Source organism: Selenomonas oralis, assembly GCF_051603425.1.
GTDB classification, from domain to species: domain Bacteria; phylum Bacillota; class Negativicutes; order Selenomonadales; family Selenomonadaceae; genus Selenomonas; species Selenomonas sputigena_A.
In genome coordinates, this window is record NZ_CP194411.1 from 2,163,652 (window position 1) to 2,187,198 (window position 23,547).

Genomic DNA, 23,547 nt, shown 5'->3' on the forward strand with positions numbered 1-23,547 from the left:
CAGGAAGGCTGATGCTTATGCGTACCTTGGAAGAAGTATGGAAAGAACTTTCCTTGGAAGAGCAGCAATATTATAAAAGACTGCTTGCTTCGGAGGAAAAGTTTCGACGAGCAGCCTATGAGAGCAGGAATGAACCTGTAATATGCGAGGATAATAAAAAACGGCATAAGGAAATAGTACGTGCATTGAAAGAGTTTTACCTGACAAATGGAATTTTGGGTTCACTGGAATAGAAGCGGATTTCATACGCTGTATTCGAGGTTGATATCGTTTTTCATAAAACAAGGCACTGCCCAGATCTACGGACGAAGCAGTGCCTTTTTGTGTGCTAAAGATTCCCGGAAACAAAAACAGCGCAAATGTATTTCGCAAGCCGATTTTTCATGTAGTTGTAATTTTAACAGGTATTGCGTATAATGGAATGGAAATATAATGAAAGGGGATGTTTTCTTTGCAATTGCCGGATTTTCTCGCATCATTTCTCGAAAGCCGCAAGAATATGGATTCTAAGGCGTCAGGGATGGGGCGGGATGGTGAAAGTGTTCTCCGTAAGTGTCAGGATTTATTGGGAGCAGGCATGGAAAGCCTGTTTAAGCATCTGAGCATAGCAAAGAGGACGATTTTTGACTGGAAGGACAGCCTTGATTTTGAAGAAATGCGTCGGTTTCCACCAGATCATTGGCCGAGTTATGTAAAGAAATATATATTGCCAATCGGTTTATTGCTCTTCATGCTCATAGGGGGATTCCTGTACGCGTTTTCTTCGTCTGCATCGTATTCTGTATCGGAGCAGCAGGATGTCTATATCAAGGTTCGATCTGGTATGACGGCAAGCGATGTGGCCAGTATTCTTGAGGAACGCGGCGTTGTTCAGAGTCGTTTGAAGTTCTGGTTGACAGCGAAACTTAATGGTTCTGACGGTGATTTCAAAGTTGGGACATATGCGCTTCATACCAATATGGAACCGCGTGAGGTGCTGCAGGCTTTGGTGGAAGGGCATACTGTTCAGATACGTTTTACAATCCCTGAGGGGTTTACTGTTGAAGATATTGCTAAGCGTTTGGATGCGAAGGGCATCGTAAAAAAAGATGACTTTCTTAAGGCGGCCAAGCATTATGCCCCATATGACTATATCAAAAAAAATGAGAAAACACGCTATTATGCAGAAGGATTTCTTTTTCCGGATACGTATGAAGTTGATGGTGATATAACAGTTGACGGTATTTTAGCGATGATGTCAAGTGACTTTGACCAGCGGTTAACGCGCAAGATGCGCGCACGTGCCAAAGAAGAAGAATTGAGTATTTATGAACTCGTAATTCTCGCATCTCTTGTGGAAAAAGAAGCACGTTATGATGAAGATCGTCCGATTATCGCACAGGTTTTTTTAAAGCGCCTTGCGATTGGCATGCCGCTTCAATCGGATGCAACACTTCAATATTTGATGGATGCGCCCAAGGAAGATGTGAGTCTCAAGGATACGCAAATGGACTCACCCTATAATACGTATCAGCACAGGGGGCTACCGCCTGGTCCTGTAGCTAATCCCGGTATTGCTTCCATTGAGGCTGTTCTTTGGCCTGCGGATACAAATTATCTTTATTTTGTGGCTGATCGAGAGGGACATAATTATTATTCGAGGACCTATGAGGAACATGATGCCATTGTGCAGAAGGTACGTTGAATATTTTATGATAAACTAAACGCACAAATGTCTACTTTGTGTACATTGTGCGCTCCCTTACATGAAAACTGCCAATTATTCTGCGCCCTGAGGGTTCGATTTCTTGAGTTTTCATGGTAAATTTGTATCTGACTGTTTATGGAACAGAGGGAAGCGGCATGAACAGAAAGCCTGAACTTTTGGCACCCGCTGGAAATCTTGAAAAATTAAAAATAGCGCTCCTTTATGGGGCGGATGCTGTCTATCTTGGCGGCAAATCTTTTGGGCTGCGAGCTCTGGGAGGAAATTTTACATGGGAGGAAATGGCGGAAGGCGTCCATTTTGCTCATGGTCTTAGTCGCAAGGTTTATGTTACGTTGAATATTTTCCCGCATAATACGGATTTGGAAAAATTACCGGAATATCTTGCATTTCTTGTCGATATCCATGTGGATGGGATTCTTGTATCCGACATTGGGGTTTTTTCAATCGCGCATGAGAAGGCGCCGACACTTCCTTTGCATATCAGTACGCAGGCCAATAATACGAATTGGGCTTCTGTGAATGCATGGCAAAAACTTGGCGCGAGTCGTGTTGTACTGGCACGTGAACTTTCACGTTCTGAAATTTCTGTCATTCGCGAACGGACAACGGTTGAACTTGAAATGTTTGTGCATGGTGCGATGTGCATATCGTATTCCGGGCGCTGCTTTTTGAGCAATTACCTTGCGGGACGCGATGCTAATCGTGGTGCTTGTGCGCAACCTTGTCGTTGGCGGTACGGAATCATGGAAGAACGTCGTCCGGGCGAATTTTTTCCAGTTGAAGAAGATGCTCATGGCGCTTATGTTATGAATTCTAAAGATTTGTGTTTATTGCCATTTTTGTCGGAAATTGTGGACATGGGGATAGATAGCCTGAAAATTGAGGGTCGTATGAAGAGTGTCCACTATGTGGCCAGTGTCGTCAAAGTTTATCGTGAGGCTATTGATGCTTGTGTACAAGAGGGAAAAGATTTTCATTTGCGCAGTTCTTGGATTGAAGAAATGGAAAAGATTTCACACCGCATTTATACAAGTGCTTTTTATGACCATAAACCAAATGAGGATGATCAGATTTACACGAGTACTTCCTATGAACAAACGATGGATTTTGTAGGGCTTGTGCTTCATTATGAGCCAACGAACCGTCTGGCAAGGGTTGAACAGAGGAATAACTTGAGGATTGGACAAGACATCGAGGTCTTTCAACCACAGGGAGAGACTTTTTCGCAGAAAATCGTGGAAATGTTTGATGCGGATGGCAGTCCCCTTTCAGTAGCTGCCCATGCGCAGCAAATATTTTATGTGCGGATGGAACGCCCTGTAGAGAATCATGCTGTTTTGCGTCGAAGAAGATGAAGGGAGTGTGGATGATGGCGAAAGATCTGGTTCGATATTTTGCTAGGGCTGAGGGTCGTGTGCAAGGGGTAGGGTTTCGTTTCTTTGTTCAGCAAACTGCCTTGCAGCTTGGTCTTTGTGGTTGGGTTCGTAATATGGACGACGGTTCTGTTACGATGGAAGTGCAAGGGACACATGAGGCGGTCGATGTACTTTGGCAGGAGATTTGGAAAGGAAATGGCTTCATCCGGGTGGGGAGCCTTGAAACCGAGAAGCGGGAAAGCATTTTTGATGCGCAGGGATTTGATATTCGTTACTAGTGGATGGTTTCTGGGAGGGAGAAAATTTGCCGAAAATCTTGGTATTGCATGGCCCAAACCTCAATCTTCTTGGCAGGCGTGAGCCGGAAATCTATGGGGCGTTGACGCTTGAGGACATCAATGAAACCCTGCGGAAACGTGCAGAGGAAATGGGGGCTGCAATTGATTTCCGTCAGTCCAATCATGAGGGGACGCTTGTTGATGTTATCCAGGGTGCCGAAGGAGAGTATGATTTCATTATTCTAAATGCTGCAGCCTTTACACATTACAGCGTTGCCTTGCGCGATGCGATTTCTGCTATTTCTGTGCCCGTTATTGAGGTGCACCTCTCCAATATTCATAAAAGGGAAGAATTTCGGCATAAGTCTGTGATTGCTCCTGTAGTCATGGGGCAGGTCGTTGGGTTTGGTGCGGAAAGTTATTTAGGTGCGTTGGAAATCATATTTCTCAAGATGAAGGTGGAGGCGCGGCGATGAACATAGCAAAGCGGGTGAAAAAGCTGCGCAATTTTATGAAGGAAAGGGGTGTTGAAGCAGTAATCGTCAGTAAACTTGTTAATTTACGTTATTTTAGCGGTTTTACAGGGGACGACAGCTTGCTTTTTGTCACTGCGGAGCGGGAATTTTTACTTACAGATTTTCGTTATGTGGAACAAGCAAAGCAAGAAACTGTATTTGAAATTGTGGAACAAAAAAACGGGCTTTGGCAGCAGGCAGCAGAACTAATGGGAAAAGTTGGTTGTTGTTCGCTTGGCTTCGAAGGAAGAGATATTTCCTTCGATATTTTTAATACATTCAGAAAGCTTCTGCCGCAGATGGGGGATAATGCATTTTGCAGCATTTCCCTGGAATCGCTGCGAGAAATTAAAGATGAGGACGAAATATACTGTTTGAAAAAAGCTGCTGCAATCAGCGATCAAGCCTTCAGGGATGTGCTGCAGTTTTTGCGGCCGGGGATATCAGAGATTGCTGTTGCTGCACATATGGAGACATTCATGCGGAAACATGGATCAGAAAGGCCTGCTTTTACGACGATTGTTGCTTCAGGCAAACGCGGCAGTTTGCCGCATGGAATCGCTTCAGAAAAGTTGCTTATTGAAGGTGAATTTGTTACAATGGATTATGGTGCCGTTTATCGGGGATACCATTCCGATATCACACGAACGGTAGTGCTGGGGCGTGCTTCGGAAAAGCAGCGTGAACTGTATGACACTGTACTCGAAGCTCAGCTTCTCGGTGTGAAGCATTTAAGGGTTGGAGTTTCCGGGCAAGCGGTTGATAGAGTCGTTCGTGACTTTCTAACAGAAAAGGGTTATGGTGATAATTTCGGTCATGGGCTTGGGCATAGTGTAGGGCTTGAAATTCACGAGGAGCCGCGTCTTTCTCCAAAGAGCAAGACTGAGCGTTTGGAGGAAGGGATGGTCATCACGGTTGAGCCGGGAGTTTATCTGCCTGGTTGGGGTGGCTTGCGCATCGAAGATACGGTGTTGTTGGAGACACAGGGGGGAGTTCCGCTCACACAGGCTGATAAAAACCTGATTGAAATAGGATGAATGAAAGGCTAGATATGGAGGACTGCAAATGATTTCAAGCACAGATTTTCGTACAGGGCTTACAATTGAGATCGATGGAGGCGTTTGGCAAGTTGTTGAATTTCAACATGTGAAACCAGGAAAAGGCGCGGCCTTTGTGCGGACAAAGATTAAGAATGTCGAAACTGGCGCAGTGATTGAACGAACGTTCAATCCAAATGAAAAAATGCCTGCAGCACGTCTTGACACGCGAAAGATGCAATTCCTTTATGAAGCTGACGGGATGTATACGTTTATGGATACGGAAAATTATGAGCAGACGGAACTCAGTAAAGAACAGCTCGGTGATGCACTGAACTATCTGCAAGAAAACATGGAAGTTAATTTGCAGACATTCAAGGAACGCATTATAGGGATTGCTCTCCCTAATTCTGTTAATCTCAAGGTAACGGAGTGTGAGCCGAGCGTCAAGGGAAATACGGCGACAGGGGCAACAAAGATGGCTACTGTTGAAACGGGGTACGTTGTGCGAGTGCCGCTCTTTATCAATGAAGGCGATGTTTTGCGTATCGATACGCGTACGGGAAACTATATTGAACGCGCTTAAGGGCTCTTTTCTGTAAGGTGTGAGGTTATATGTACAGCGTGGAGCTGTGATAATGCGATGCTGCTATGTTAGGATCGGGTTGAAGCGCATATCATACTTCGTCGCGTGACAGCTGAACATATGTCTTGAAAGTTTACATTAGGAATGCAGTTGAACACTCTTTTTAGAAAGGGGTATTTCTCATGGCAGAAGAAAACATTGTAAGCAAGAAGGGAATGATTGGTGCTATTCGCATCGCTGATGAGGTTGTCAGTGTTATTGCCGGTCTTGCTGCAACGGAAATTGATGGCGTTGCGGGAATGAGCGGAGGAATTGCCGGCGGTATTGCCGAAATGCTGGGGAAAAAGAGTTTCACGAAGGGCGTCAAGGTTGAGGTGGGGGAAAAGGAAACAGCTGTCGACCTCTATATGATTGTCAAATATGGTGCACGTATTCCTGATGTCGCTATTGCGGTTCAAGAAAACGTCAAAAAGGCTATTGAGAATATGACAGGCCTTTCTGTCGTTGAAGTCAATGTACATGTTCAGGGTGTTGGTTTTGCGGAAGAACCGGATGAAGAGGAAGTCCGCGTTCATTAAGAAATAGAGGGGATGGCTTATGGGGTTTATCAATCGCTTTTTGCTGCTCCTGTATTCTCTTTTTATTGCGTGCTTTTCGTTGGGCGTGGTGGCTATTGCGCTGCAAATTGTACCGGAATCCATACTCATGAATGAGTACCATTATCTCATGCAATCTGAACAATGGTCTACGATTGCAGGAGGGGTGGCCGTTTTTCTCGTGAGCATACATCTTTTTGGCTGCAGCTTTTCCGGCAGTGGTAAAACGGAGAACGAGAATGGTGAGATTCTTGTAATTCATGGCAAGACGGGAGATGTGAGCATTTCTCTTCAGGCTATTCAAAATCTTGTGGAGCAAGTGGCAGGTGCTGTTCATGGTGTGCGCAGCATTCGAACGCGGGTATTGCTGACGAAAGCATCTGCAAAAGGAAAACAGCCGCTTCTTTCAATACGTCTCCGTCTCGTCATTGGCCGTGAGGTGAATGCACCTTCGATTTCTGATAATGTACGGGCAGAGATTCATCGCTATATGCAGGATACAGTGGGAATCGAGGATTTTGTCACTGATATTGCTGTCGAGGATATTTCCAACACGCCGTTGCTTAAAAAGAAACGCGTAGTCTGACAGAAGGTGGCGGTAAAGATGAATGAGGAAAGCAGGCATACTTTTGAGGCGCTTTTACAGGAATATGCTCCGGACTTGAAACGTCACAGAGGCAAGGTTGTTGGTCTTGCTGTTGGTGTTATCCTTGGCGCAGCTATTCTGCTTTTTGGTTTTTGGCAAACTTTTTTTGTATTGCTTTGTGGTCTCGTTGGTCTTTTCGTCGGCACTCGTTTTGACCAGGATCTTCACTTGAGGGATGTGCGGGAGTTCTTCCGAGAGCTGTTCCCTTATGGTTTTCAACGCTTTAAGTAAAGCAGAAACTTTTAAGGGCCGTGTGCAATGTTCGCAAAGAGGATGTTGGTGCATGTGGCTTATGCAAAAAAGATGGGTCAGAAAATACCAATGCGTTTTTTGTTGACTTTGCGTGGACAGAAAGAAAGGTTTTTGCTCTATGACTCGTAGACAGGCGCGGGAGGCTGCGCTACAGACGTTGTTTCAGCTGGAACTCAATCCACCGCCGGATGCCCTTTCGGAAGAGGCTTGGCAGGGGAGGGCTCTTGAGGCAGCGATAAAGGAGTTGCCAACTAACGCGAGAAAAAACAGAGATTATGCCGCATATCTTGTACATGGTACGCGTCAGAATCTCGCTGTCATTGATGATGAGATTGCGGCATCATCGCGCGAATGGAAACTTGGGCGTATGATGGGTGTGGATCGAAATATTGTACGTATGGCACTTTATGAAATGAAATATGGGAAGGAAAAGATGGATGTCGGCATTGTAATCAATGAAGCCGTTGAATTGGCAAAAAAATTTGGTACGGATGATTCCAGTCGTTATGTCAATGGGCTTTTGGGCAAGCTGGCAAGATGTGACTAACGACTTTTGCCGGGACTCTCGGGCTGTTGCCGTTTGAGCGACAGCTCTTTCCTTATATTGGATGGAGGTGGCAGTTTGGCGGTTCATAGCGTACGAGATCTCACATTGTATATCAAGGGAATGTTTCAGGCGGAAGGAATGTTGCAGAACATCTCTGTTGAAGGTGAGCTGTCCAATTATAAGATGTATGCTTCAGGCCATTGCTATTTCACGCTTAAGGACGATATGGCTTCGTTGAAATGTGTGATGTTTAAGAGCCGTGCCCGTACGATGCGCTTTCAGCCGGAAAACGGTCTGAAAATTATTGCTACGGGAGATGTCTCGGTTTATGAGCGGGATGGCGCTTATCAGCTTTATGTCGATCGTATGACGCCGACTGGAGCAGGCGAGTTCAGTGTTGCCTTTGAGCAATTGAAAAAAAGATTAGCGAACGAAGGCTTGTTTTGCGCAGAGCACAAGAAATCTTTGCCGATGTTTCCTCAAACCATAGGTGTGGTGACTTCTATTTCGGGCGCTGTTTTGCGTGATATCTATCGCGTTTCGAAACGACGTAATCCAAGGATTCGTATCGTTCTTTATCCAGTACAGGTGCAGGGCGATGGAGCGGCAGCGGAGATAGCTTCGGCCATACGCTTCTTCAACGAGAAATATCCTGTCGATGTGCTCATTGCAGGAAGAGGCGGCGGCTCTATGGAAGATCTCTGGGCATTTAATGAAGAAATGGTAGTCCGCGCCTTTTATAAATCAAAGATTCCCATTATTTCGGCTGTAGGCCATGAAACGGACACGACACTTTCCGATTATGCGAGTGATAGACGGGCCGCTACTCCATCACAGGCAGCAGAGCTTGCTGTGCCGGATACGGATGAACTTATTCGTCGAGTCATTACACTCGAGGAACGTCTAAATCAAATAGTACGCAATCGATTGTCCTATGAAAATAAGAGGTTGGAGCATGCGCGAAGCTTTTTTTTGCGTCGTTCCCCGCGATTTCTTTTGGCAGAGAGAAAGCAACAGGTTGATATGATGATGGAAACGATGCGGCAGACTGCGCGTAAGCGCCTGTTTGATAAGGCACATGTGTTTGATTTGGCCGTGGGAAAGCTCGATTTATTGAATCCGTTGCATGTCCTCGGGCGTGGCTATGGCATCGTGGAAAAAAAAGGACGTTCTATAAAAAGTATTCGAGAAGTTGCACCGGGGGATGACGTGCGTGTGTGTTTGGTTGACGGCGCTTTCCGTGGTGTTGTTCGAGATTTGCAAGAGGGGGGTTATGATGCCAAAGAAGAAGGCACTATCTTTTGAGCAGGCGTTGGAAGAACTGGAATCACTTGTTCAAGTAATGGAGAACGGTGACTTAAGTCTCGAAAAGCTCATGGAATCTTATGGGAAAGGCATAGAACTTTCTCGAATTTGCATGGCATCGCTTGATCGTGCAGAAAAAGCGATGGATGTTGTGCTGAAGGAACAGGATGGTACAATTGAAGAGTTGCGGCTCGAGATTGAAGGTGATACGCATGACATTTAAAGAAGAATGGAATCGTAGAGCCGCTTTAGTAGAAAAAGGGCTTGTAACGGAACTCAAGGCACGAAAAGCTTATAACGAAACCTTGGCTAGGGCAATGGAATATAGTCTGATGGCCGGAGGAAAAAGATTGCGCCCGATTCTTTTAATGGCGGCAGCAGATGCTGTCGGAAAAAATGGTGATGATTTTCTCGTAACGGGTTGCGCCATAGAGATGATTCATACATATTCCTTGGTTCATGATGATTTACCCGCCATGGATAATGATGACTATAGACGCGGTAAGCCAACAAACCATACGGTGTTTGGCGACGGTATGGCGATTCTTGCGGGAGATGCTCTTCTGACATTGGCTTTTGAAGTGATGCTGCGCCAACCGGCGGCTGCACCTGAAACTTTACTCGCTGTCGTTCAAGAGATGAGCCAGGCTGCTGGACCTTATGGCATGGTTGGTGGTCAGGCTCTTGATTTGGAGAGCGAAGAAAAATGCATCGATATGGGGACTCTTCAAAAGATGCATATGGGAAAAACCGGGGCACTTTTCCGTGCCGCTGTTCGCTCGGGAGCAATTCTGGCTGGCGCGCAGAATGAAGAACTTGCGGCGTTGACTCTGTATGCAGAAAAATTTGGTCTTGCATTCCAGATTACAGATGATATTCTTGATGTCACAGGGGATGAGACGACGATTGGCAAGCCTGTCGGCAGTGATGAGCGCAATGAGAAAGCAACCTATGTGACATTGACTTCCCTCGATGAGGCAAGATGGCTTGCTCAGAGGACAGTAGATGAAGCAACGGCGGCGCTTTCCATTTTGGGAGAAAGCGCAGCTTTCTTGCGTGAGCTGGGGCTGTTTTTATTGGGACGGAAAAAATGAGGGCGGATGATATGGAGCATTTATTGGGGCGCATTGATAATCCGGCAGAATTGAAAAATTGTACGCTTGAGGAACTTTCTGTGTTGGCCGGTGAACTTCGTCATAGTATCATCCATACGGTTTCTCAGACGGGAGGGCATCTTGCCCCCAGCCTTGGTACGGTTGAACTGACGCTTGCTCTACATCGTGCATTTGATTGTCCCGAGGATAAAATCATTTGGGATGTCGGTCATCAGGCCTATGCACATAAAATCTTGACGGGGCGCCGTGATGCTTTTATTAAGCTTAGGCAAAAAGGTGGAATCACGGGATTTCCCAAGCGAGAGGAGTCCATTTATGATGCTTTCGGCACCGGGCATTCGAGCACGTCCATTTCCGCGGCATTGGGAATGGCCGCAGCCAGGGATATGGCCGGTGCTCATTATCGTGTGGCAGCTGTCATTGGCGATGGTGCATTGACAGGTGGTGAAGCTTTTGAGGGGCTGAACAATGCGGGTGAACTCGGACGAGACATCATTGTGATTCTTAACGATAATGGTATGTCCATAGCCCCTAATGTCGGAGCTGTATCAGAATATCTCGCGCGTTTTCGTATGGCTCCAGGCTATCGTCGTGCAAAACGAGACATCAAAAATTTCCTTAAGAAGATTCCTCATATTGGTGAACGGGTTTATCGTACAGCAGAATATGTCAAAGATGGCGTGCGTTCTGCGCTTGTGCCAGGCGGACTTTTTACCGATTTGGGATTTCATTATATCGGCCCCTTGGATGGGCACAATATCACTTTGTTGCTTGATGTATTTGAACAAGCTAAACAACTAAAGGGACCGTTGCTCATACATGTTGAAACGTGCAAGGGCAAGGGATATCCGCCAGCAGAGAAAGAACCGGATAAATTCCATGGCATCGGGAAATTTGATATTGTTGAAGGAACCGCTTTGAAAAAAACGGGGGCTTGTCCGACGTATACAAGTGTATTCGGTGAGGCAATGTTGGAGATGGCGGAAAAAGACGAGGATGTCGTCGCCATTACAGCAGCTATGCCGGATGGAACAGGTTTGCGTGCCTTTGGGAAAAAGTATCCGGAGCGGTTTTTTGATGTAGGAATTGCAGAGCAGCACGCTGTAACTTTTGCAGCAGGTCTTGCCGCATCAGGGAAAAAACCTGTTGTTGCGCTTTACTCGACGTTTGCGCAGCGTGCCTATGATCAAATTTTACATGATGTCTGTCTGCAGAATCTTCACGTTGTTTTTGCGCTTGACCGTGCTGGCTTTGTGGGGGAAGATGGAGCTACGCATCATGGCGTATTTGATTATTCGTATCTGCGTCATTTGCCGAATATGACTTTAATGGCACCGAAGGATGAGAATGAGCTGGGGCAGATGCTTGCTATGGCTCTTGCAATGGAAGGTCCTGTAGCGATTCGTTACCCACGGGGAGAAGGTCTTGGTGTGGAATTGCAACGACCTTTTTTACCGCTTCGGCATATGAAGGCTGAAGTTCTCAAGCCGGATGGACAAATTGCCTTACTCGCGGTTGGCAGTATGGTTCATATGGCCGAGCGTACTGCGACACTCCTTACAGAAGAAGATCTCTCGGCTGCCGTTGTCAATATGCGCTTCATCAAACCTTTGGACAAAGAGGTAATTGTCCGTTTAACGCAAGAAAAACGATTGCTGGTTACGATGGAGGAGAATGTATTGGTGGGAGGTTTTGGAACTGCCATTTTGGAAAGCCTTTCCGATGAGGGGATACTTGTACCTGTTTTACGGCTGGGTATACCTGATGCATTTATCGAGCAGGGAAAACCACAGGAACTTTTGGAAATTTGTAATCTTCTGCCTGAGCAAATGGCCAGGAAAATTCTTGCTGTTTGGAAGGAGATATCATAGATGGCGAAGGAACGTCTGGATATGCTTCTCGTCGAACGTGGCCTGGCGAAGAGCCGCGAACGTGCCAGAACGATGATTATGGAAGGAAAGGTACTCGTCGATGGGCAGAAGATTGAAAAAGCAGGGACTCCTGTCAAACTCGATGCGAGCATTTCTCTTCTGGGTAAAGATTTGCCCTATGTGAGCCGTGGAGGATTAAAGCTTGAAAAAGCACTTGCGGCATTTCGGCTTTCTCTTGCAGGAAAAACGATGGCTGATATCGGCGCTTCAACGGGCGGTTTTACAGATTGTGCTCTGCAAAATGGCGTACGAAAAGTTTACGCCATTGATGTGGGATATGGCCAGCTTGCTTGGAAGCTTCGTACAGATAGTCGCGTGAAGAATATGGAGCGTACGAATATCCGTCATGTGACCCCGGATATGTTGGAAGAAGCTCTTGATTTTGCATCCATCGATGTGGCATTTATTTCATTGTCAAAAGTGTTGCCTGCGGTCAGAGGGCTTCTTACGGAACAGGGAGAAGTTGCAGCGTTGATAAAACCGCAGTTTGAAGCTGGGCGGGAAAACATCGGCAAGAAAGGGGTTGTGCGGGATGCTGGAGTACATGAATCCGTTATCCGTGAGGTCTTTGACGCCGCTATGACAGCTGGATTTTGCGTACTCGCGCTGACGTATTCACCAATCAAAGGCCCGGAGGGGAATATTGAATATCTCATGCATCTCGCTTGTGCACACGACAAAAAAACGATTACTTGTGATGTGTCAACGGAGAATATACGCGAAATTGTAATGGCGGCGCATGCTCGATTAGATAAGGATAGAACAGAGGCAAAATGTTTACTATAGCAGTTTTTCCTAATATGACAAAAACAAATATCCGTACCGTTTTTGAACGGGTACGTTCTTTCTTTGCGGATAAGGAGGTGCGTATCTTGCTTCCCGCGAAGGAAGCGGATCTTTTGGGGTATGGCGGGATGGGGGTCGAAAATATCGGCCAATATCCAATGGACATGGCTTTGAGTATTGGCGGTGATGGTACACTCTTGAATGTTTGCCGAAGGATATATGACCGATCGATTCCTGTTTGCGGCATCAACCTCGGAACGATTGGCTTTCTCGTTGATATCGAACTCACGGAAATAGAGAGCAAGCTGCAAAAGATTCTTAGAAAAGAATATCGTATCGAGAAACGCTCGATGCTTTCGGGATATGTTGTTCATCGCGGCAGAAAAAAATATAAAGGAAATGCGATTAACGATATTGTTGTGACGAAAGGCGGCATGGCACGTATGTTGCGCTTTGGTCTTGATATCAACAATACAAGGGTGGCTGATTATAAGGCGGACGGCCTCATTGTCTCGACAGCGACGGGCTCTACTGCGTATTCGCTTTCAGCTGGTGGTCCGATTGTCAATCCTCAGGTTAAAGCGCTCGTTTTGACACCGATTTGCCCACATACTTTTAATATTCGGCCGATGGTGATTTCCGAGGAAGATGCGGTACATATTCATATCGAAGCAGGGCATCCGGATATTTTTGTTACATTTGATGGACAAAAATCGTATCAGATTGCGGATGAAGATGAGGTAATTGTGCAGAAGGGTAAGGAGCCGGCACGTATCGTGAAATTTGGGGATAAAGATTATTATCAGACAATGAAGGAAAAACTCTGGGGAAATGAATAGTTCTGGGGAAATGAACAGTGCAGCAGAAAGTGGGTGAGGTCGGCATGAAGCCAAAACGGCATGCTGTCATTCGTGAAATTATAGAAAATGCTGTAATCGAAACGCAAGAAGAACTGGCAGATGCCCTTCGGACCCGTCATATCGATGTAACGCAGGCAACGGTTTCACGTGATATCAAAAACTTGATGCTTGTCAAAGTCCCTGTTGGAAACGGTCGTTATCGCTATGCTTTTCCGCAGGGAGAAAAGCCTTTTTTTTCTGAAACGCGCCTAGCACGCATTTTTCAGGATTCGGTTGTAGCAATTGATCATAGTGAAAACATTATTGTTGTAAAGACACTTCCGGGCACTGCAAATGCTGTTGCTTCTGTTTTGGACAGTGTACCATGGCGAGAGATCATCGGTACTGTGGCAGGCGATGACACCATCCTTGCTGTTGTGAAACCTAAAAAGGCCGCTTCGATTGTTGCAAAACGTATGGAGCAATTGTTTGATGAATGAGTTGACGAGAGGAGAAACATGTTAAGGACGCTGACTGTCTGGAATTTTGCTTTGCTGGAGCATGTTAAAGTTGATTTTGGTTCAGGTCTTAATATTTTGACAGGTGAGACAGGGGCAGGGAAGTCGATCCTCATCGATGCCTTGGGCTCAGTGCTGGGATGCCGTCTTTCCGCCGGCTCGATTCGTAGTGGTTGCGAATGGCTGCGTGTTGAAGCAGTCTTCGGCTTGGAAAATCAAAAAGCACTCAGGGAAATTCTGGAAGAGCAAGCCATACCGGTGGAAGAGGAAGAACTGATTGTTACTCGTCAGATTTCACATAAGGGCAAGAATTCCGTACTGTTGAACGGTTGTCGAGTCACGCTTTCATTTTTGCGTGATCTCGGTGCACATCTTGTTGACATTCATGGACAGAATGAGAATCTTGCTTTGCTGCGTCCCGAAAATCAGCTTCGACTTCTTGACCAATCGGATGCCCGTATCGAAACACAGCTTACGGTTTATCAAAAAAGCTTTTCTGTATGGAACATGTGCAAGAAAAAGCTTCGCCAAAAAAAGGAGGAAGCAAGGAATAATGCAGAACGGCTTGATTTGTTGCACTGGCAGGAAAAAGAGATTGAGGAAGCGCATTTGAAGGAAGGCGAAGATGAGGCGATCGAGGCGGAAATCCGCAAGCTGTCCAATGCCGAAAAAATATCAAGTTTTGTTGAGGAATCGTATGCGCTTCTCAATGGGGATCCGGGCGGCAAAGCACTCAACATACTTACTGCTTTGAGTAAAGTAAAGAAGAATATGGAAGCACTTTCCCGCTTTGACGATGGGTTAGAAAATGCATATAAAATGATTGAAAATTCTTATTGTGAGCTGCAGGAATCATCTTACGAGATTCGTGATTATGCATCGGATATGGAATTTGATTCGCAGCGACTGGATATGTTGGAAAATCGCTTGGATGCCATCGATAAACTGCGCAAGAAATATGGTGCAACGGTGGCTGATGTTCTTGCGTATCTTGCGAATGTCAAAGATGAGCTTGACCGTATTGAAAATTATGATATTGATGTTCGGGATCTTGAGATGGAGCTTGAGCAATCAACAACAGATATGAAAAAAGAAGCAGAGAAGCTTACGACGTTGCGTGAAGGCGCTGCCAGGCATCTTTCCGCGCGTATCTGTGATCAGATAAAAGAACTCGGTATGGCGAAAGCGCAGTTTTCTATTGTGCTCAAAACTTCGATGGAATATAGCATAAATGGAGCAGATGCAATCGTTATGCTCTTTTCAGCTAATGCCGGAGAAAAGGAACAGCCGCTGCAGGATGTTGCCTCAGGCGGCGAGTTGTCGCGTGTAGCGCTTGCGATCAAGGCGGTTTCAGCGGCTGGTGATGATTCGCCGCCGAGCATGGTATTTGATGAAATTGATACGGGAATCGGCGGCAAAACGGCACGTATGGTTGCTGAACGCATTGCCATGGTCGCTCTTCATAGACAAGTGCTTTGTATTACACATTTGCCGCAGATTGCCTGTATGGCAAATACTCATTTGTATATTCGTAAAGAGACTGCAGGGGAACGTACAACGACAGAAGTGCAGATTCTTTCAGAAAACGAGCGTATCAATGAAATTGCACGTATGGCTTCGGGCAGTGATATCACGATGGCTGCGCTTGACAACGCCCGAGAAATGGTGGATAATGCTAGAATCAAACAAGCTGAAATTAGCCGTAAATTCATGAAATAGAGGGGTTGTCATGGACTCAGATTTAATGGAAAAGACTCTGGGCAGTGAGGACGTTTACAGCGGTGTGCTGCTCCATGTAAAACGAGATACTGTCCTCTTGCCAAACGGACATAAATCCGTACGTGAGTGGGTGCGCCATCCAGGGGCTTCGGCTGTATTGCCTGTATTGGCCAACGGAGATGTCTTGCTCGTAAAGCAATATCGCTATCCTGTGGGGAAGGTCACTTTGGAAATTCCTGCGGGAAAACTTGATTCGCCTGATGAAGATCCCCTTGCCTGTGCTGTGCGTGAGTTGTCGGAGGAGACCGGCTATACGGCGGGTTCGTATGAAAAGCTCACAACCATTGCTACAACAGTGGGCTTCTCTAATGAATATATCCATATTTATGCTGCATATAATATGCAGCCGGGCGAGCAGCATCCGGATGATGACGAGTTTATTCATGTCGTAAAAATGCCTCTTTCGGAAGCAGTGCGTCGTGTTCAAAACGGTGAAATTTTTGATGCGAAGTCTGTGACTGCTATACTCATGACGGCATTGAAAAACGTACGGGAGTGACGGGGGTAAGATATGGCTGCTTCTGAGCTGATGGTGTTGATTGCGGGTATTCCAGGCATTTTGATTGCTATGGTTGTGCATGAATATGCCCATGCGCGTGTGGCTGTTGCCATGGGGGATATGACACCCAAACTTATGGGACGGTTGTCGCTGAATCCAAAGGTACATATTGATCCCATTGGTTTTTTAATGCTTTTCATTGTACATTTTGGCTGGGCAAAACCTGTGATGATCAATCCTCGTAATTTCCGCAATATGCGGCAAGGTGAGATTCTTGTTGCTTTGGCAGGACCGGCCTCCAATCTTGTTGTGGCATTTTTCGTCGTGCTTTTTACAATCCTTTATAATTATTTTGGTTTGCCTACGTCTGAAGGATTCTTTATGGTCATGAAGCTCATGGGCATCATCAATGTCAATTTTGCGCTTTTCAACATTATGCCGCTGCCACCTTTAGATGGTTCGCGCATACTTATGGCACTGTTGCCTGGACGTTGGGTATATGAACTTTTGCGCTTGGAACGCTATATGTTCATCCTTATTATTCTTCTCTTTGTCATTGGTCCATTGGGAAGTGTCTTAGGGGGCGTTTCCCAGAGGATTCTTTATGGTATGCAGTATTTTATTGTACTGTTCCTTTGATTTTTATGGACAAGTATACAATAAAGCTTGAAGCCTTTGAAGGACCGATGGATCTTCTTATGCATCTCATAGAGAAAAATAAGATTGATATTTATGATATTCCAATGGCCGTTTTAACAGAACAGTACATGGAATATCTTGCCCGTATGAAAGAATTCGATATTGAAGTGGCTAGCGAATTCGTTGTAATGGCAGCTACACTTCTGCAAATAAAATCTCGTATGATGCTGCCTAAACTTCCAAAAGCGGAGGATACAGAAGAGCGGGATCCGAGGCAGGAGCTTGTGGAGCGCATTCTTGAATATAGGCGCTTTCGTATGGTCAGCATGGAACTCGATGATATGGCTGCCTTGCAAGGGCGGATCTTTGCAAGAACGCCTTTGCCATTGGCGGTGCGTCAGCGTCCTCCGGAAAATCTTTCCCTCGCCCTTTTGGTCGAGGCTTTTCGTATAGCAATGGAGGTTCGCGAGGAGATCTCTATTCCCCAAGTGCTCGTGGCGCCAGATACTTACAGTATACAGGGAAAGATGGAAGATATTCTGTTGCTGCTCGACAAAGAAGGTGGTCAGGTGTCTTTTGCTGATACGTTCCGTTCAGGGACTCGGACGGAATTGATTGTTTCCTTTCTAGCGCTTTTGGAACTTATAAAGCTCCATACAGTTGTTATTCGCCAAGGCGGTCTTTTTGGAGAGATTTTTGTTTGTATGAGGACGAGTGGTGGTTGATGTTTATGGAAGATTTGCAAGCGCCTCTGGAGGCATTGCTTTTTGCACGCGGCGAGCCTGTGACAATGACGCAGCTCCAGGCGATTTTGCAAGTCGATGCGGAGAGTCTCGAAGAAGTATTGGAACTTTTAAAAAAAAGTCTTGAAGCGCGTAAGAGCGGTTTGATGCTGCATTGCGTGGCTGGAGGATACCAACTTGTCACACGTCCGGAGTATCATTCTTATGTGGAAAAACTTGCAGAGGTAAGGGACAGAAAACTTTCGATGCCAACCTTAGAAACTCTTTCGATCATTGCCTTTAAACAGCCAATCACAAAACAGGAAATTGAACACATTCGTGGTGTGCGCGTGGAACGCGCCTTGCAAAAGCTTTTGGAGATGGAGTTTATCGAAGAAGTGGGGCGCAGGAAAGTCGTCGGACGCCCGATTCTTTATGGCACGACAGATGTGTTCCTCAAAAGCTTTGGTCTCAATGCTTTGAGCGATTTGCCTGCGTTGCCGTCCTTGGAAGATGTTGTGCAGGAAAACGATGCGCAATTTGAACTTCTTGCAGTGGACGAGACTTCATCACAAGAAACTGCGGAAGATGGTCTTAGGGAAGTTGTACCTGCCAAGGAGGCAGGTAGAGAAATTGAGCCTGCAGGACAGGAAATGCTTGTGAGACGAGAGAATACGGAAGATCGTGAGGATATTAACGGACAGGGAAATTCGGATAATTAAAGGGACCACTGTTAAGATGAAGGAGCCCAGATTTGCAAAGATGCACTGTATCTACCTAGGAGATAAACCGCAAGCATAGCGGTGCTGTGTCGAGGCTTTGTTGACGATGAGAGGACATGGCAGATGTGTGAAGATGAGGACTGAATCTATCCGTGATTCTAAAGTTGGGGGAAGATAATTTGGTCGAGTTGCTGGCTCCAGCGGGAAGCAAGGAGGCTCTGATTGCCGCTGTCGAAAGCGGCGCGAATGCTGTGTATTTGGCAGGTAGTATGTTCGGTGCGCGTGCCTATGCAGATAATTTTGATGCGAATGCTTTGAAGGAAGCCATCCTCTTTGCGCATGGTCGTGACGTCAAGGTTCATGTAACAGTCAATACCATTGTGCGTGAGGAAGAATTAAAGGAGCTTTCTGTTTATTTGCGTTTTCTCTATGAAGCGGGAGCTGATGCTGTTCTTGTGCAAGATCTTGGCACGTATCATCTTGCACGGCAAGCGGTTCCCGATTTGCCTCTTCATGCAAGTACGCAAATGACCGTACATAATTTAGAGGGTGTGTTTGCCCTTGAAAAAATGGGCTTTCAACGCGTTGTGCTTTCACGTGAACTTTCCCTTGAGGATATTCGCTATATCACTGCAAATAGTCATGCAGAGATTGAAATATTTGCGCATGGCGCTCTTTGCGTTTGTTATTCAGGGCAATGTTTGATGAGCAGCATGATAGGCGGACGAAGCGGCAACCGTGGACGTTGTGCTCAGCCATGCCGTTTGCCCTATACACTTGTGGATGAAACGGGGATGGAAGTCACTGGGAAGGGGACAGGAAGATTTCTTTTGTCACCAAAAGATTTGAAGACAATCGAACTCTTGCCTGAACTCATGAAAAGCGGTATTACTTCGTTGAAAATTGAAGGGCGTATGAAGCGCCCGGAATATGTCGCTGTGGTTGTGGATGCTTATCGACGTGCAATGGATGCCATTGCTGCGGGAAAGATGAATCCAACAGCTGAAGAAGAGGAAACGGCTTTGGCGCAGGTTTTTAATCGTGATTTTACTACTGCCTATTTAACAAAACGACCGGGGCGCACAATGATCAGTGATTTGCGACCGAATAATCGCGGCCTGCTCGTTGGACGCGTGCTTTCACAAAGGGAAGGGCGTGTGAGTCTCAAACTTTCGGGTAACCTGGCAGAGGGAGACCAAGTTGATTTTTGGGTCAAGGTTGGCGGACGTGTGACGGCAACAGTGACTGATATGAAAAACAATAAAGGGTGCCCTGTTGCCTTGGGCAGACATGGAGATGAAGTTTCCTTCTTGTTGGACGGATTCGTGAAACCTCATGATCGTGTGTTCAAAATTTTTGATGCAAAACTCATGGAGAAGGCACGAGCATTTTATCGCGCAGGCGCTCCCGTACGGCGCATTCCTGTTATGGTGCGAGTCAGCGCCCATATTGGTAAGCCTTTGCACATATTTCTCAAAGATCGTGAGGGGTTTGAGGCGGAAGCTGCTACGAATTTTCTTGCAGAAAAGGCTGAAAAACGACCACTTTCAAAAGAAACCATAGAGAAACAAATGGGGCGCATCGGCACGACGATTTTTGCCATGGAAAAATTGTTGTTGGATATTGACGAGGGGTTGATGGTTCCCCTCAGTGAAATCAATGAAGCCCGCCGCAAAGCATTTGCCTTGCTGTTGGATCAGCGGATGCAAAAGTATCAGCGCTCGCCGCTTCCTTTTTTTTCGTACAGGGAAGACCGCGCCCTAAAGCGAGAGAAAGTACGTGATACCAGCATCGTTGCTATAGTGGATACTATTGCTTCCGTACGTGCAGCTCTGGCTGCGGGGGCAGATGAAATTGTTTTCGGTGGGGATTCTTATCATCATTATGCGATTCCTCTGCGCGATTATGAAGAAGCGCTTTTTCTTGTGCGAGAAAGAGGAAGACGCATCGTATTTAATACTCCGCGCATTGTACTGCACCGTGATATGGCAGTGTGGAGGAAGTTTATCAAAGGGTTTTCGAGCCTTGAACCGGATGCAATCAGTGTACATAATTGGGGGACGTTTTTTCTCGCGCGAGAAGCGGGATTGCCTTTTCTTACGGATGCTTCTGTGCCTGTTTTTAATCACTTGGCGTTGGAAGAATTGCGGAGGCTTGGTGCAGCGCGTGCGGTTCTTTCACCGGAACTTACGCTTGAACAAGCGGGAGCATTGGCGATGCATTCACCTCTTCCCGTTGAATGTATCGTTGAAGGAAATCTTGAACTCATGGTTTCCGAATACTGCGCATTGGGGAGCTTCCTTGGTAATGCGGCTTCTGGGAAGTGTTCTATGCCATGCTGCCAAAGAAACCAAAACTATGCTCTTAAGGACAGAAAGGGCATATTGTTTCCTCTTGTCTTTGATCAGTCATGTCACATGCATGTCCTGAACGGCAAACGTCTCAGTATGCTGATGCATGCCATGGATTTTGCATCATACGGTATATTTTTTCTGCGCCTTGAGGGACGGTATATGAAATCTTCTGTGCTTGCCGATAAGGTTCGTCTTTATAAGGAATGGAGCGCGTTTTCTGGTACTCTGGACCAGCCCCGGGAAGCATATTTGAAAGAACTTGAAGGTGAAAATATTACGCGTGGACACTATTTTCGAGGTGTCTTATAAGGAAAGATGAGATCGTTGCTGTTTTCATCAGAAAGGTTGCTTATGGAACAGGAAACACTCGATATATTGGAGTACAAAAAAATACGTGTGATGCTCGAAACGAGAGCCGGCTCGATCTTAGGCAAGGAGAGAGCTCTAGCTGTTATGCCTTCAGGGGATTTTGACGAGGTTTCCAGGCGGTTGTCTGAAACAGAAGAGGCTGTGCGTATTTCTGCGGTCGCAGCACCTCCTTTTGGCGGTGTTTTTGATATACGTGTTTCTTTGGATAAGGCAGAACATGGAGCCGTGCTTGAGCTTGAGGATTTCGTCGATATCATGAGTACCTTGCAAGCCATGAGGGCAGTCAAGCAGTTTTTTAAAGCATTGGAGCTGGATACGCCGATTCTCAAGGAGCAAGCGAAAAATATTGAGATTCTGGGGCAGGTCGAAAGGCGGTTAGAGAACAGTATTGATGAACATGGCAATCTGCTTGATGATGCGAGCATGGAACTTCTGCGCATACGTCGGGAACTTCGCTCTGGAAGACGCCGGGTAAAGGAGCAGATGGAAGCGATTCTGCATCGCACGGAGTATCAAAAGTTTTTTCAGGATACCATTGTTACACAGCGCGGGGGACGCAATGTCGTTCCAATCAAGCAGGAATATCGCCAGAATTTCCCCGGCATTGTTCACGATCAATCGGCAAGTGGTGCGACACTTTTTATTGAGCCCATGGCGCTTGTCGATTTGAACAACGAGCTCAAACAATTGGCTCTTTCAGAAAGAAATGAGATGCAGCGAATTCAGCGCTTGCTTTCCGAGGAGATCGGCAAAAATGGTGCTGTGCTGAGAGAGAATTGTATGATTCTTGCTTCGTTGGATTTTATATTTTCTCGTGCGAAGCTTGCATCAGATATGAAAGCCACAAAACCGGAAATCAATAGGGAAGGGCGGACAAAACTTATGGGTGCGCGCCATCCTTTGCTCGATGCCGAAAAAGTTGTGCCCATTGATATTATACTCGGTGAGAAATACCGTATGCTTCTCGTCACAGGACCCAATACGGGTGGCAAAACGGTTGGAATCAAGACGCTGGGGCTGCTTGCCTTGATGGCTCAGTCTGGTTGTTATCTACCTACGGCAGCTAATTCCGAAATATCCATCTATCAAAATGTATATACTGTGATTGGCGACGAGCAAAGCATTGAACAGAGTCTCAGCACGTTTTCTGCTCATATGTCGCATATTGTCAGACTTTTGGATCGAGTGGAGCGCGAAGATTTGTTGCTTATGGATGAGATTGGGGCGGGAACTGACCCAGAAGAAGGTGCTGCTCTTGCTATGGCTGTACTTGAACAGTTCCTTGAGAGAGGTACATCAACTATTGTCACTACGCATTATTCTGAACTCAAAACATTTGCCTTTACGCGCGAAGGAATAGAAAATGCCTGTGTGGAGTTTGATGTTGAGACACTGCAACCGACATATCGCTTGCTGATTGGTATACCTGGAGCAAGTAATGCTTTTGCTATCAGCCGGCGCTTGGGCTTGCCGGAGACGGCCATCTTGCGTGCTCGGCAATTTATCAATGCTGATCATGCACAGTTCGAGAGAGTTGTGAATCAGCTTGAACGCGAAAGGCTTATGTATGAAGAAAAAAATGCTGATATTTTTGAACGGCAGCAGCGTGTAGCGAGGCTTGAGGAGAAAAATAAAATATTAAGAGAAGAATTGACGCGCCAAAAGGAACAGATATTAAAAAATGCGCGGCGAGAAAGTGCGGCACTCGTGCGGCGCACGCGCCGTGAAACGGAAGACATCATCAAGAAGCTCAAGGAGCAATTTCATGAACAAGGAATACAAAAACGCCAACGCGCTATACAGGACGCTCGGGACGTATTGCAAGAGGCCGCTGCTCGATTGCGTTTGGGATTGACATCTGGCAGAGCTTATCAGGAGAAAATTGATGCAGAAAAACTCAAGATTGGTGATGTTGTCTATGTGCGAAAGCTTGACCAGAAGGGGACGGTGCTTTCGATCCAAGGTGCCAATATAGGAATACAGCTTGGTAGTTTGAAGATGAATGTAAAGATTTCGGATTGTCGTTTCGTAGAGAAAGCGGAAAAGGCAAAAGATGCAGGAAAAGGGACGGGAAGTCGCAAACAGGGCAGAGGTGCGGTTGACTTGCTGCAAAAAACGGTTGGTTTGCATAGAGAAATCGACGTACGCGGCCTTATGGTGGATGAAGCGGAGAAAGTACTTGACAAATTCCTTGATGATGCCGTAATCGGAGGCATGGAACAGGTTCTGATAATCCATGGGAAAGGGACAGGAGCTTTGAGGATGGGACTGCACGCTTATTTGAAAAATCATAAAAATGTGCTTCGTTTTAATTTTGCCGATATGGATGAAGGGGGCACGGGCGCTACGCTTGTCGACTTGCAGTAGGGAAGACACTGGGTATTAGGTTTGGCTTGCCCTGTCACTTCCGTTGCAGTATAATGAGAGG

Annotated in this window: 25 protein-coding genes; all 25 read left to right on the top strand. The window is 46.2% G+C overall.

What is annotated here, in order from left to right; all coding sequences use genetic code 11:
* Window positions 1-17 precede the first annotated feature (17 nt).
* The 25 genes from ACRTGH_RS10290 to ACRTGH_RS10410 all read left to right on the top strand — a co-directional run bounded on the left by ACRTGH_RS10290 (window position 18) and on the right by ACRTGH_RS10410 (window position 23,486).
* Entirely contained in the window at window positions 18-233 is a 216-nt protein-coding gene (locus ACRTGH_RS10290) for a hypothetical protein (protein ID WP_368846127.1), read from the top strand.
* 218 nt (window positions 234-451) lie between these two features.
* Window positions 452-1,684 (top strand): endolytic transglycosylase MltG, encoded by a 1,233-nt coding sequence (gene mltG, locus ACRTGH_RS10295; RefSeq protein WP_368846126.1) that lies wholly within the window; start codon window positions 452-454, stop codon window positions 1,682-1,684.
* Window positions 1,685-1,842: 158 nt separating this feature from the next.
* Complete coding sequence (locus ACRTGH_RS10300) at window positions 1,843-3,063, top strand: peptidase U32 family protein (RefSeq protein WP_368846125.1); 1,221 nt, start codon at window positions 1,843-1,845, stop codon at window positions 3,061-3,063.
* Between the two features lie 14 nt (window positions 3,064-3,077).
* Window positions 3,078-3,362, top strand: a complete 285-nt coding sequence (locus ACRTGH_RS10305) for an acylphosphatase (RefSeq protein WP_368846124.1) — start codon at window positions 3,078-3,080, stop codon at window positions 3,360-3,362.
* Window positions 3,363-3,388: 26 nt separating this feature from the next.
* Window positions 3,389-3,838, top strand: coding sequence for a type II 3-dehydroquinate dehydratase (aroQ, locus tag ACRTGH_RS10310; protein WP_368846123.1), 450 nt, complete (start codon window positions 3,389-3,391; stop codon window positions 3,836-3,838).
* On the top strand, window positions 3,835-4,914 hold the full coding sequence (locus tag ACRTGH_RS10315) for a M24 family metallopeptidase (protein WP_368846122.1): 1,080 nt from the start codon (window positions 3,835-3,837) through the stop codon (window positions 4,912-4,914). Before aroQ ends, ACRTGH_RS10315 begins: the two co-directional genes overlap by 4 nt.
* 28 nt (window positions 4,915-4,942) lie before the next feature.
* Window positions 4,943-5,500 (top strand): elongation factor P, encoded by a 558-nt coding sequence (gene efp, locus ACRTGH_RS10320; RefSeq protein ID WP_368846121.1) that lies wholly within the window; start codon window positions 4,943-4,945, stop codon window positions 5,498-5,500.
* Between the two features lie 182 nt (window positions 5,501-5,682).
* Window positions 5,683-6,078: an Asp23/Gls24 family envelope stress response protein gene (locus ACRTGH_RS10325; protein WP_368846120.1), complete on the top strand. Its 396-nt coding sequence runs from the start codon at window positions 5,683-5,685 to the stop codon at window positions 6,076-6,078.
* Between the two features lie 19 nt (window positions 6,079-6,097).
* Entirely contained in the window at window positions 6,098-6,682 is a 585-nt protein-coding gene (amaP, locus tag ACRTGH_RS10330) for an alkaline shock response membrane anchor protein AmaP (protein ID WP_368846119.1), read from the top strand.
* An 18-nt stretch (window positions 6,683-6,700) separates the two neighbouring features.
* A complete protein-coding gene (locus tag ACRTGH_RS10335) occupies window positions 6,701-6,973 on the top strand; it encodes a DUF2273 domain-containing protein (protein WP_368846118.1) in 273 nt (90 codons plus the stop codon).
* Window positions 6,974-7,112: 139 nt separating this feature from the next.
* Window positions 7,113-7,541 carry a transcription antitermination factor NusB gene (gene nusB, locus ACRTGH_RS10340; RefSeq protein WP_368846117.1) on the top strand — a complete coding sequence of 143 codons (429 nt, stop codon included), beginning with the start codon at window positions 7,113-7,115 and terminating at the stop codon, window positions 7,539-7,541.
* Window positions 7,542-7,616: 75 nt separating this feature from the next.
* Window positions 7,617-8,846 carry an exodeoxyribonuclease VII large subunit gene (gene xseA, locus ACRTGH_RS10345; RefSeq protein WP_368846116.1) on the top strand — a complete coding sequence of 410 codons (1,230 nt, stop codon included), beginning with the start codon at window positions 7,617-7,619 and terminating at the stop codon, window positions 8,844-8,846.
* Complete coding sequence (xseB, locus tag ACRTGH_RS10350) at window positions 8,818-9,069, top strand: exodeoxyribonuclease VII small subunit (RefSeq protein WP_368846115.1); 252 nt, start codon at window positions 8,818-8,820, stop codon at window positions 9,067-9,069. The genes xseA and xseB overlap by 29 nt, the downstream gene beginning before the upstream one ends.
* Window positions 9,059-9,940, top strand: a complete 882-nt coding sequence (locus ACRTGH_RS10355) for a polyprenyl synthetase family protein (RefSeq protein ID WP_368846114.1) — start codon at window positions 9,059-9,061, stop codon at window positions 9,938-9,940. The genes xseB and ACRTGH_RS10355 overlap by 11 nt, the downstream gene beginning before the upstream one ends.
* An 11-nt stretch (window positions 9,941-9,951) precedes the next feature.
* On the top strand, window positions 9,952-11,832 hold the full coding sequence (gene dxs, locus ACRTGH_RS10360) for a 1-deoxy-D-xylulose-5-phosphate synthase (protein WP_368846113.1): 1,881 nt from the start codon (window positions 9,952-9,954) through the stop codon (window positions 11,830-11,832).
* Window positions 11,833-12,678, top strand: a complete 846-nt coding sequence (locus ACRTGH_RS10365; protein WP_368846112.1) for a TlyA family RNA methyltransferase — start codon at window positions 11,833-11,835, stop codon at window positions 12,676-12,678.
* Window positions 12,666-13,517, top strand: coding sequence for an NAD(+)/NADH kinase (locus ACRTGH_RS10370; RefSeq protein ID WP_368846111.1), 852 nt, complete (start codon window positions 12,666-12,668; stop codon window positions 13,515-13,517). Before ACRTGH_RS10365 ends, ACRTGH_RS10370 begins: the two co-directional genes overlap by 13 nt.
* A 44-nt stretch (window positions 13,518-13,561) precedes the next feature.
* A complete protein-coding gene (argR, locus tag ACRTGH_RS10375; protein WP_368846234.1) occupies window positions 13,562-14,017 on the top strand; it encodes an arginine repressor in 456 nt (151 codons plus the stop codon).
* 18 nt (window positions 14,018-14,035) lie between these two features.
* Window positions 14,036-15,754 (top strand): DNA repair protein RecN, encoded by a 1,719-nt coding sequence (recN, locus tag ACRTGH_RS10380; protein ID WP_368846110.1) that lies wholly within the window; start codon window positions 14,036-14,038, stop codon window positions 15,752-15,754.
* Window positions 15,755-15,764: 10 nt separating this feature from the next.
* The gene (locus ACRTGH_RS10385; RefSeq protein ID WP_368846109.1) at window positions 15,765-16,313 is read left to right on the top strand and encodes an NUDIX domain-containing protein; all 549 of its coding nucleotides are present in this window, start codon (window positions 15,765-15,767) and stop codon (window positions 16,311-16,313) included.
* 12 nt (window positions 16,314-16,325) lie between these two features.
* A complete protein-coding gene (locus ACRTGH_RS10390) occupies window positions 16,326-16,952 on the top strand; it encodes a site-2 protease family protein (protein WP_368846108.1) in 627 nt (208 codons plus the stop codon).
* A 5-nt stretch (window positions 16,953-16,957) separates the two neighbouring features.
* The gene (locus ACRTGH_RS10395) at window positions 16,958-17,677 is read left to right on the top strand and encodes a segregation and condensation protein A (protein ID WP_368846233.1); all 720 of its coding nucleotides are present in this window, start codon (window positions 16,958-16,960) and stop codon (window positions 17,675-17,677) included.
* Between the two features lie 65 nt (window positions 17,678-17,742).
* A complete protein-coding gene (gene scpB / locus ACRTGH_RS10400) occupies window positions 17,743-18,396 on the top strand; it encodes an SMC-Scp complex subunit ScpB (RefSeq protein WP_438474883.1) in 654 nt (217 codons plus the stop codon).
* A 179-nt stretch (window positions 18,397-18,575) separates the two neighbouring features.
* The gene (locus tag ACRTGH_RS10405) at window positions 18,576-21,059 is read left to right on the top strand and encodes a U32 family peptidase (RefSeq protein WP_368846107.1); all 2,484 of its coding nucleotides are present in this window, start codon (window positions 18,576-18,578) and stop codon (window positions 21,057-21,059) included.
* 42 nt (window positions 21,060-21,101) lie between these two features.
* Window positions 21,102-23,486: an endonuclease MutS2 gene (locus ACRTGH_RS10410; protein ID WP_368846106.1), complete on the top strand. Its 2,385-nt coding sequence runs from the start codon at window positions 21,102-21,104 to the stop codon at window positions 23,484-23,486.
* Window positions 23,487-23,547: the final 61 nt, after the last annotated feature.

Coding starts and splice junctions, on each gene's coding strand:
- ACRTGH_RS10290 (WP_368846127.1), top strand. CDS start 18: ATGCGTACCTTGGAAGAAGTATGGAAAGAACTTTCCTTGGAAGAGCAG.
- ACRTGH_RS10300 (WP_368846125.1), top strand. CDS start 1,843: ATGAACAGAAAGCCTGAACTTTTGGCACCCGCTGGAAATCTTGAAAAA.
- ACRTGH_RS10305 (WP_368846124.1), top strand. CDS start 3,078: ATGGCGAAAGATCTGGTTCGATATTTTGCTAGGGCTGAGGGTCGTGTG.
- ACRTGH_RS10315 (WP_368846122.1), top strand. CDS start 3,835: ATGAACATAGCAAAGCGGGTGAAAAAGCTGCGCAATTTTATGAAGGAA.
- efp (WP_368846121.1), top strand. CDS start 4,943: ATGATTTCAAGCACAGATTTTCGTACAGGGCTTACAATTGAGATCGAT.
- ACRTGH_RS10325 (WP_368846120.1), top strand. CDS start 5,683: ATGGCAGAAGAAAACATTGTAAGCAAGAAGGGAATGATTGGTGCTATT.
- amaP (WP_368846119.1), top strand. CDS start 6,098: ATGGGGTTTATCAATCGCTTTTTGCTGCTCCTGTATTCTCTTTTTATT.
- ACRTGH_RS10335 (WP_368846118.1), top strand. CDS start 6,701: ATGAATGAGGAAAGCAGGCATACTTTTGAGGCGCTTTTACAGGAATAT.
- nusB (WP_368846117.1), top strand. CDS start 7,113: ATGACTCGTAGACAGGCGCGGGAGGCTGCGCTACAGACGTTGTTTCAG.
- xseB (WP_368846115.1), top strand. CDS start 8,818: ATGCCAAAGAAGAAGGCACTATCTTTTGAGCAGGCGTTGGAAGAACTG.
- ACRTGH_RS10355 (WP_368846114.1), top strand. CDS start 9,059: ATGACATTTAAAGAAGAATGGAATCGTAGAGCCGCTTTAGTAGAAAAA.
- dxs (WP_368846113.1), top strand. CDS start 9,952: ATGGAGCATTTATTGGGGCGCATTGATAATCCGGCAGAATTGAAAAAT.
- ACRTGH_RS10365 (WP_368846112.1), top strand. CDS start 11,833: ATGGCGAAGGAACGTCTGGATATGCTTCTCGTCGAACGTGGCCTGGCG.
- ACRTGH_RS10370 (WP_368846111.1), top strand. CDS start 12,666: ATGTTTACTATAGCAGTTTTTCCTAATATGACAAAAACAAATATCCGT.
- argR (WP_368846234.1), top strand. CDS start 13,562: ATGAAGCCAAAACGGCATGCTGTCATTCGTGAAATTATAGAAAATGCT.
- recN (WP_368846110.1), top strand. CDS start 14,036: ATGTTAAGGACGCTGACTGTCTGGAATTTTGCTTTGCTGGAGCATGTT.
- ACRTGH_RS10385 (WP_368846109.1), top strand. CDS start 15,765: ATGGACTCAGATTTAATGGAAAAGACTCTGGGCAGTGAGGACGTTTAC.
- ACRTGH_RS10390 (WP_368846108.1), top strand. CDS start 16,326: ATGGCTGCTTCTGAGCTGATGGTGTTGATTGCGGGTATTCCAGGCATT.
- ACRTGH_RS10395 (WP_368846233.1), top strand. CDS start 16,958: ATGGACAAGTATACAATAAAGCTTGAAGCCTTTGAAGGACCGATGGAT.
- scpB (WP_438474883.1), top strand. CDS start 17,743: ATGACGCAGCTCCAGGCGATTTTGCAAGTCGATGCGGAGAGTCTCGAA.
- ACRTGH_RS10410 (WP_368846106.1), top strand. CDS start 21,102: ATGGAACAGGAAACACTCGATATATTGGAGTACAAAAAAATACGTGTG.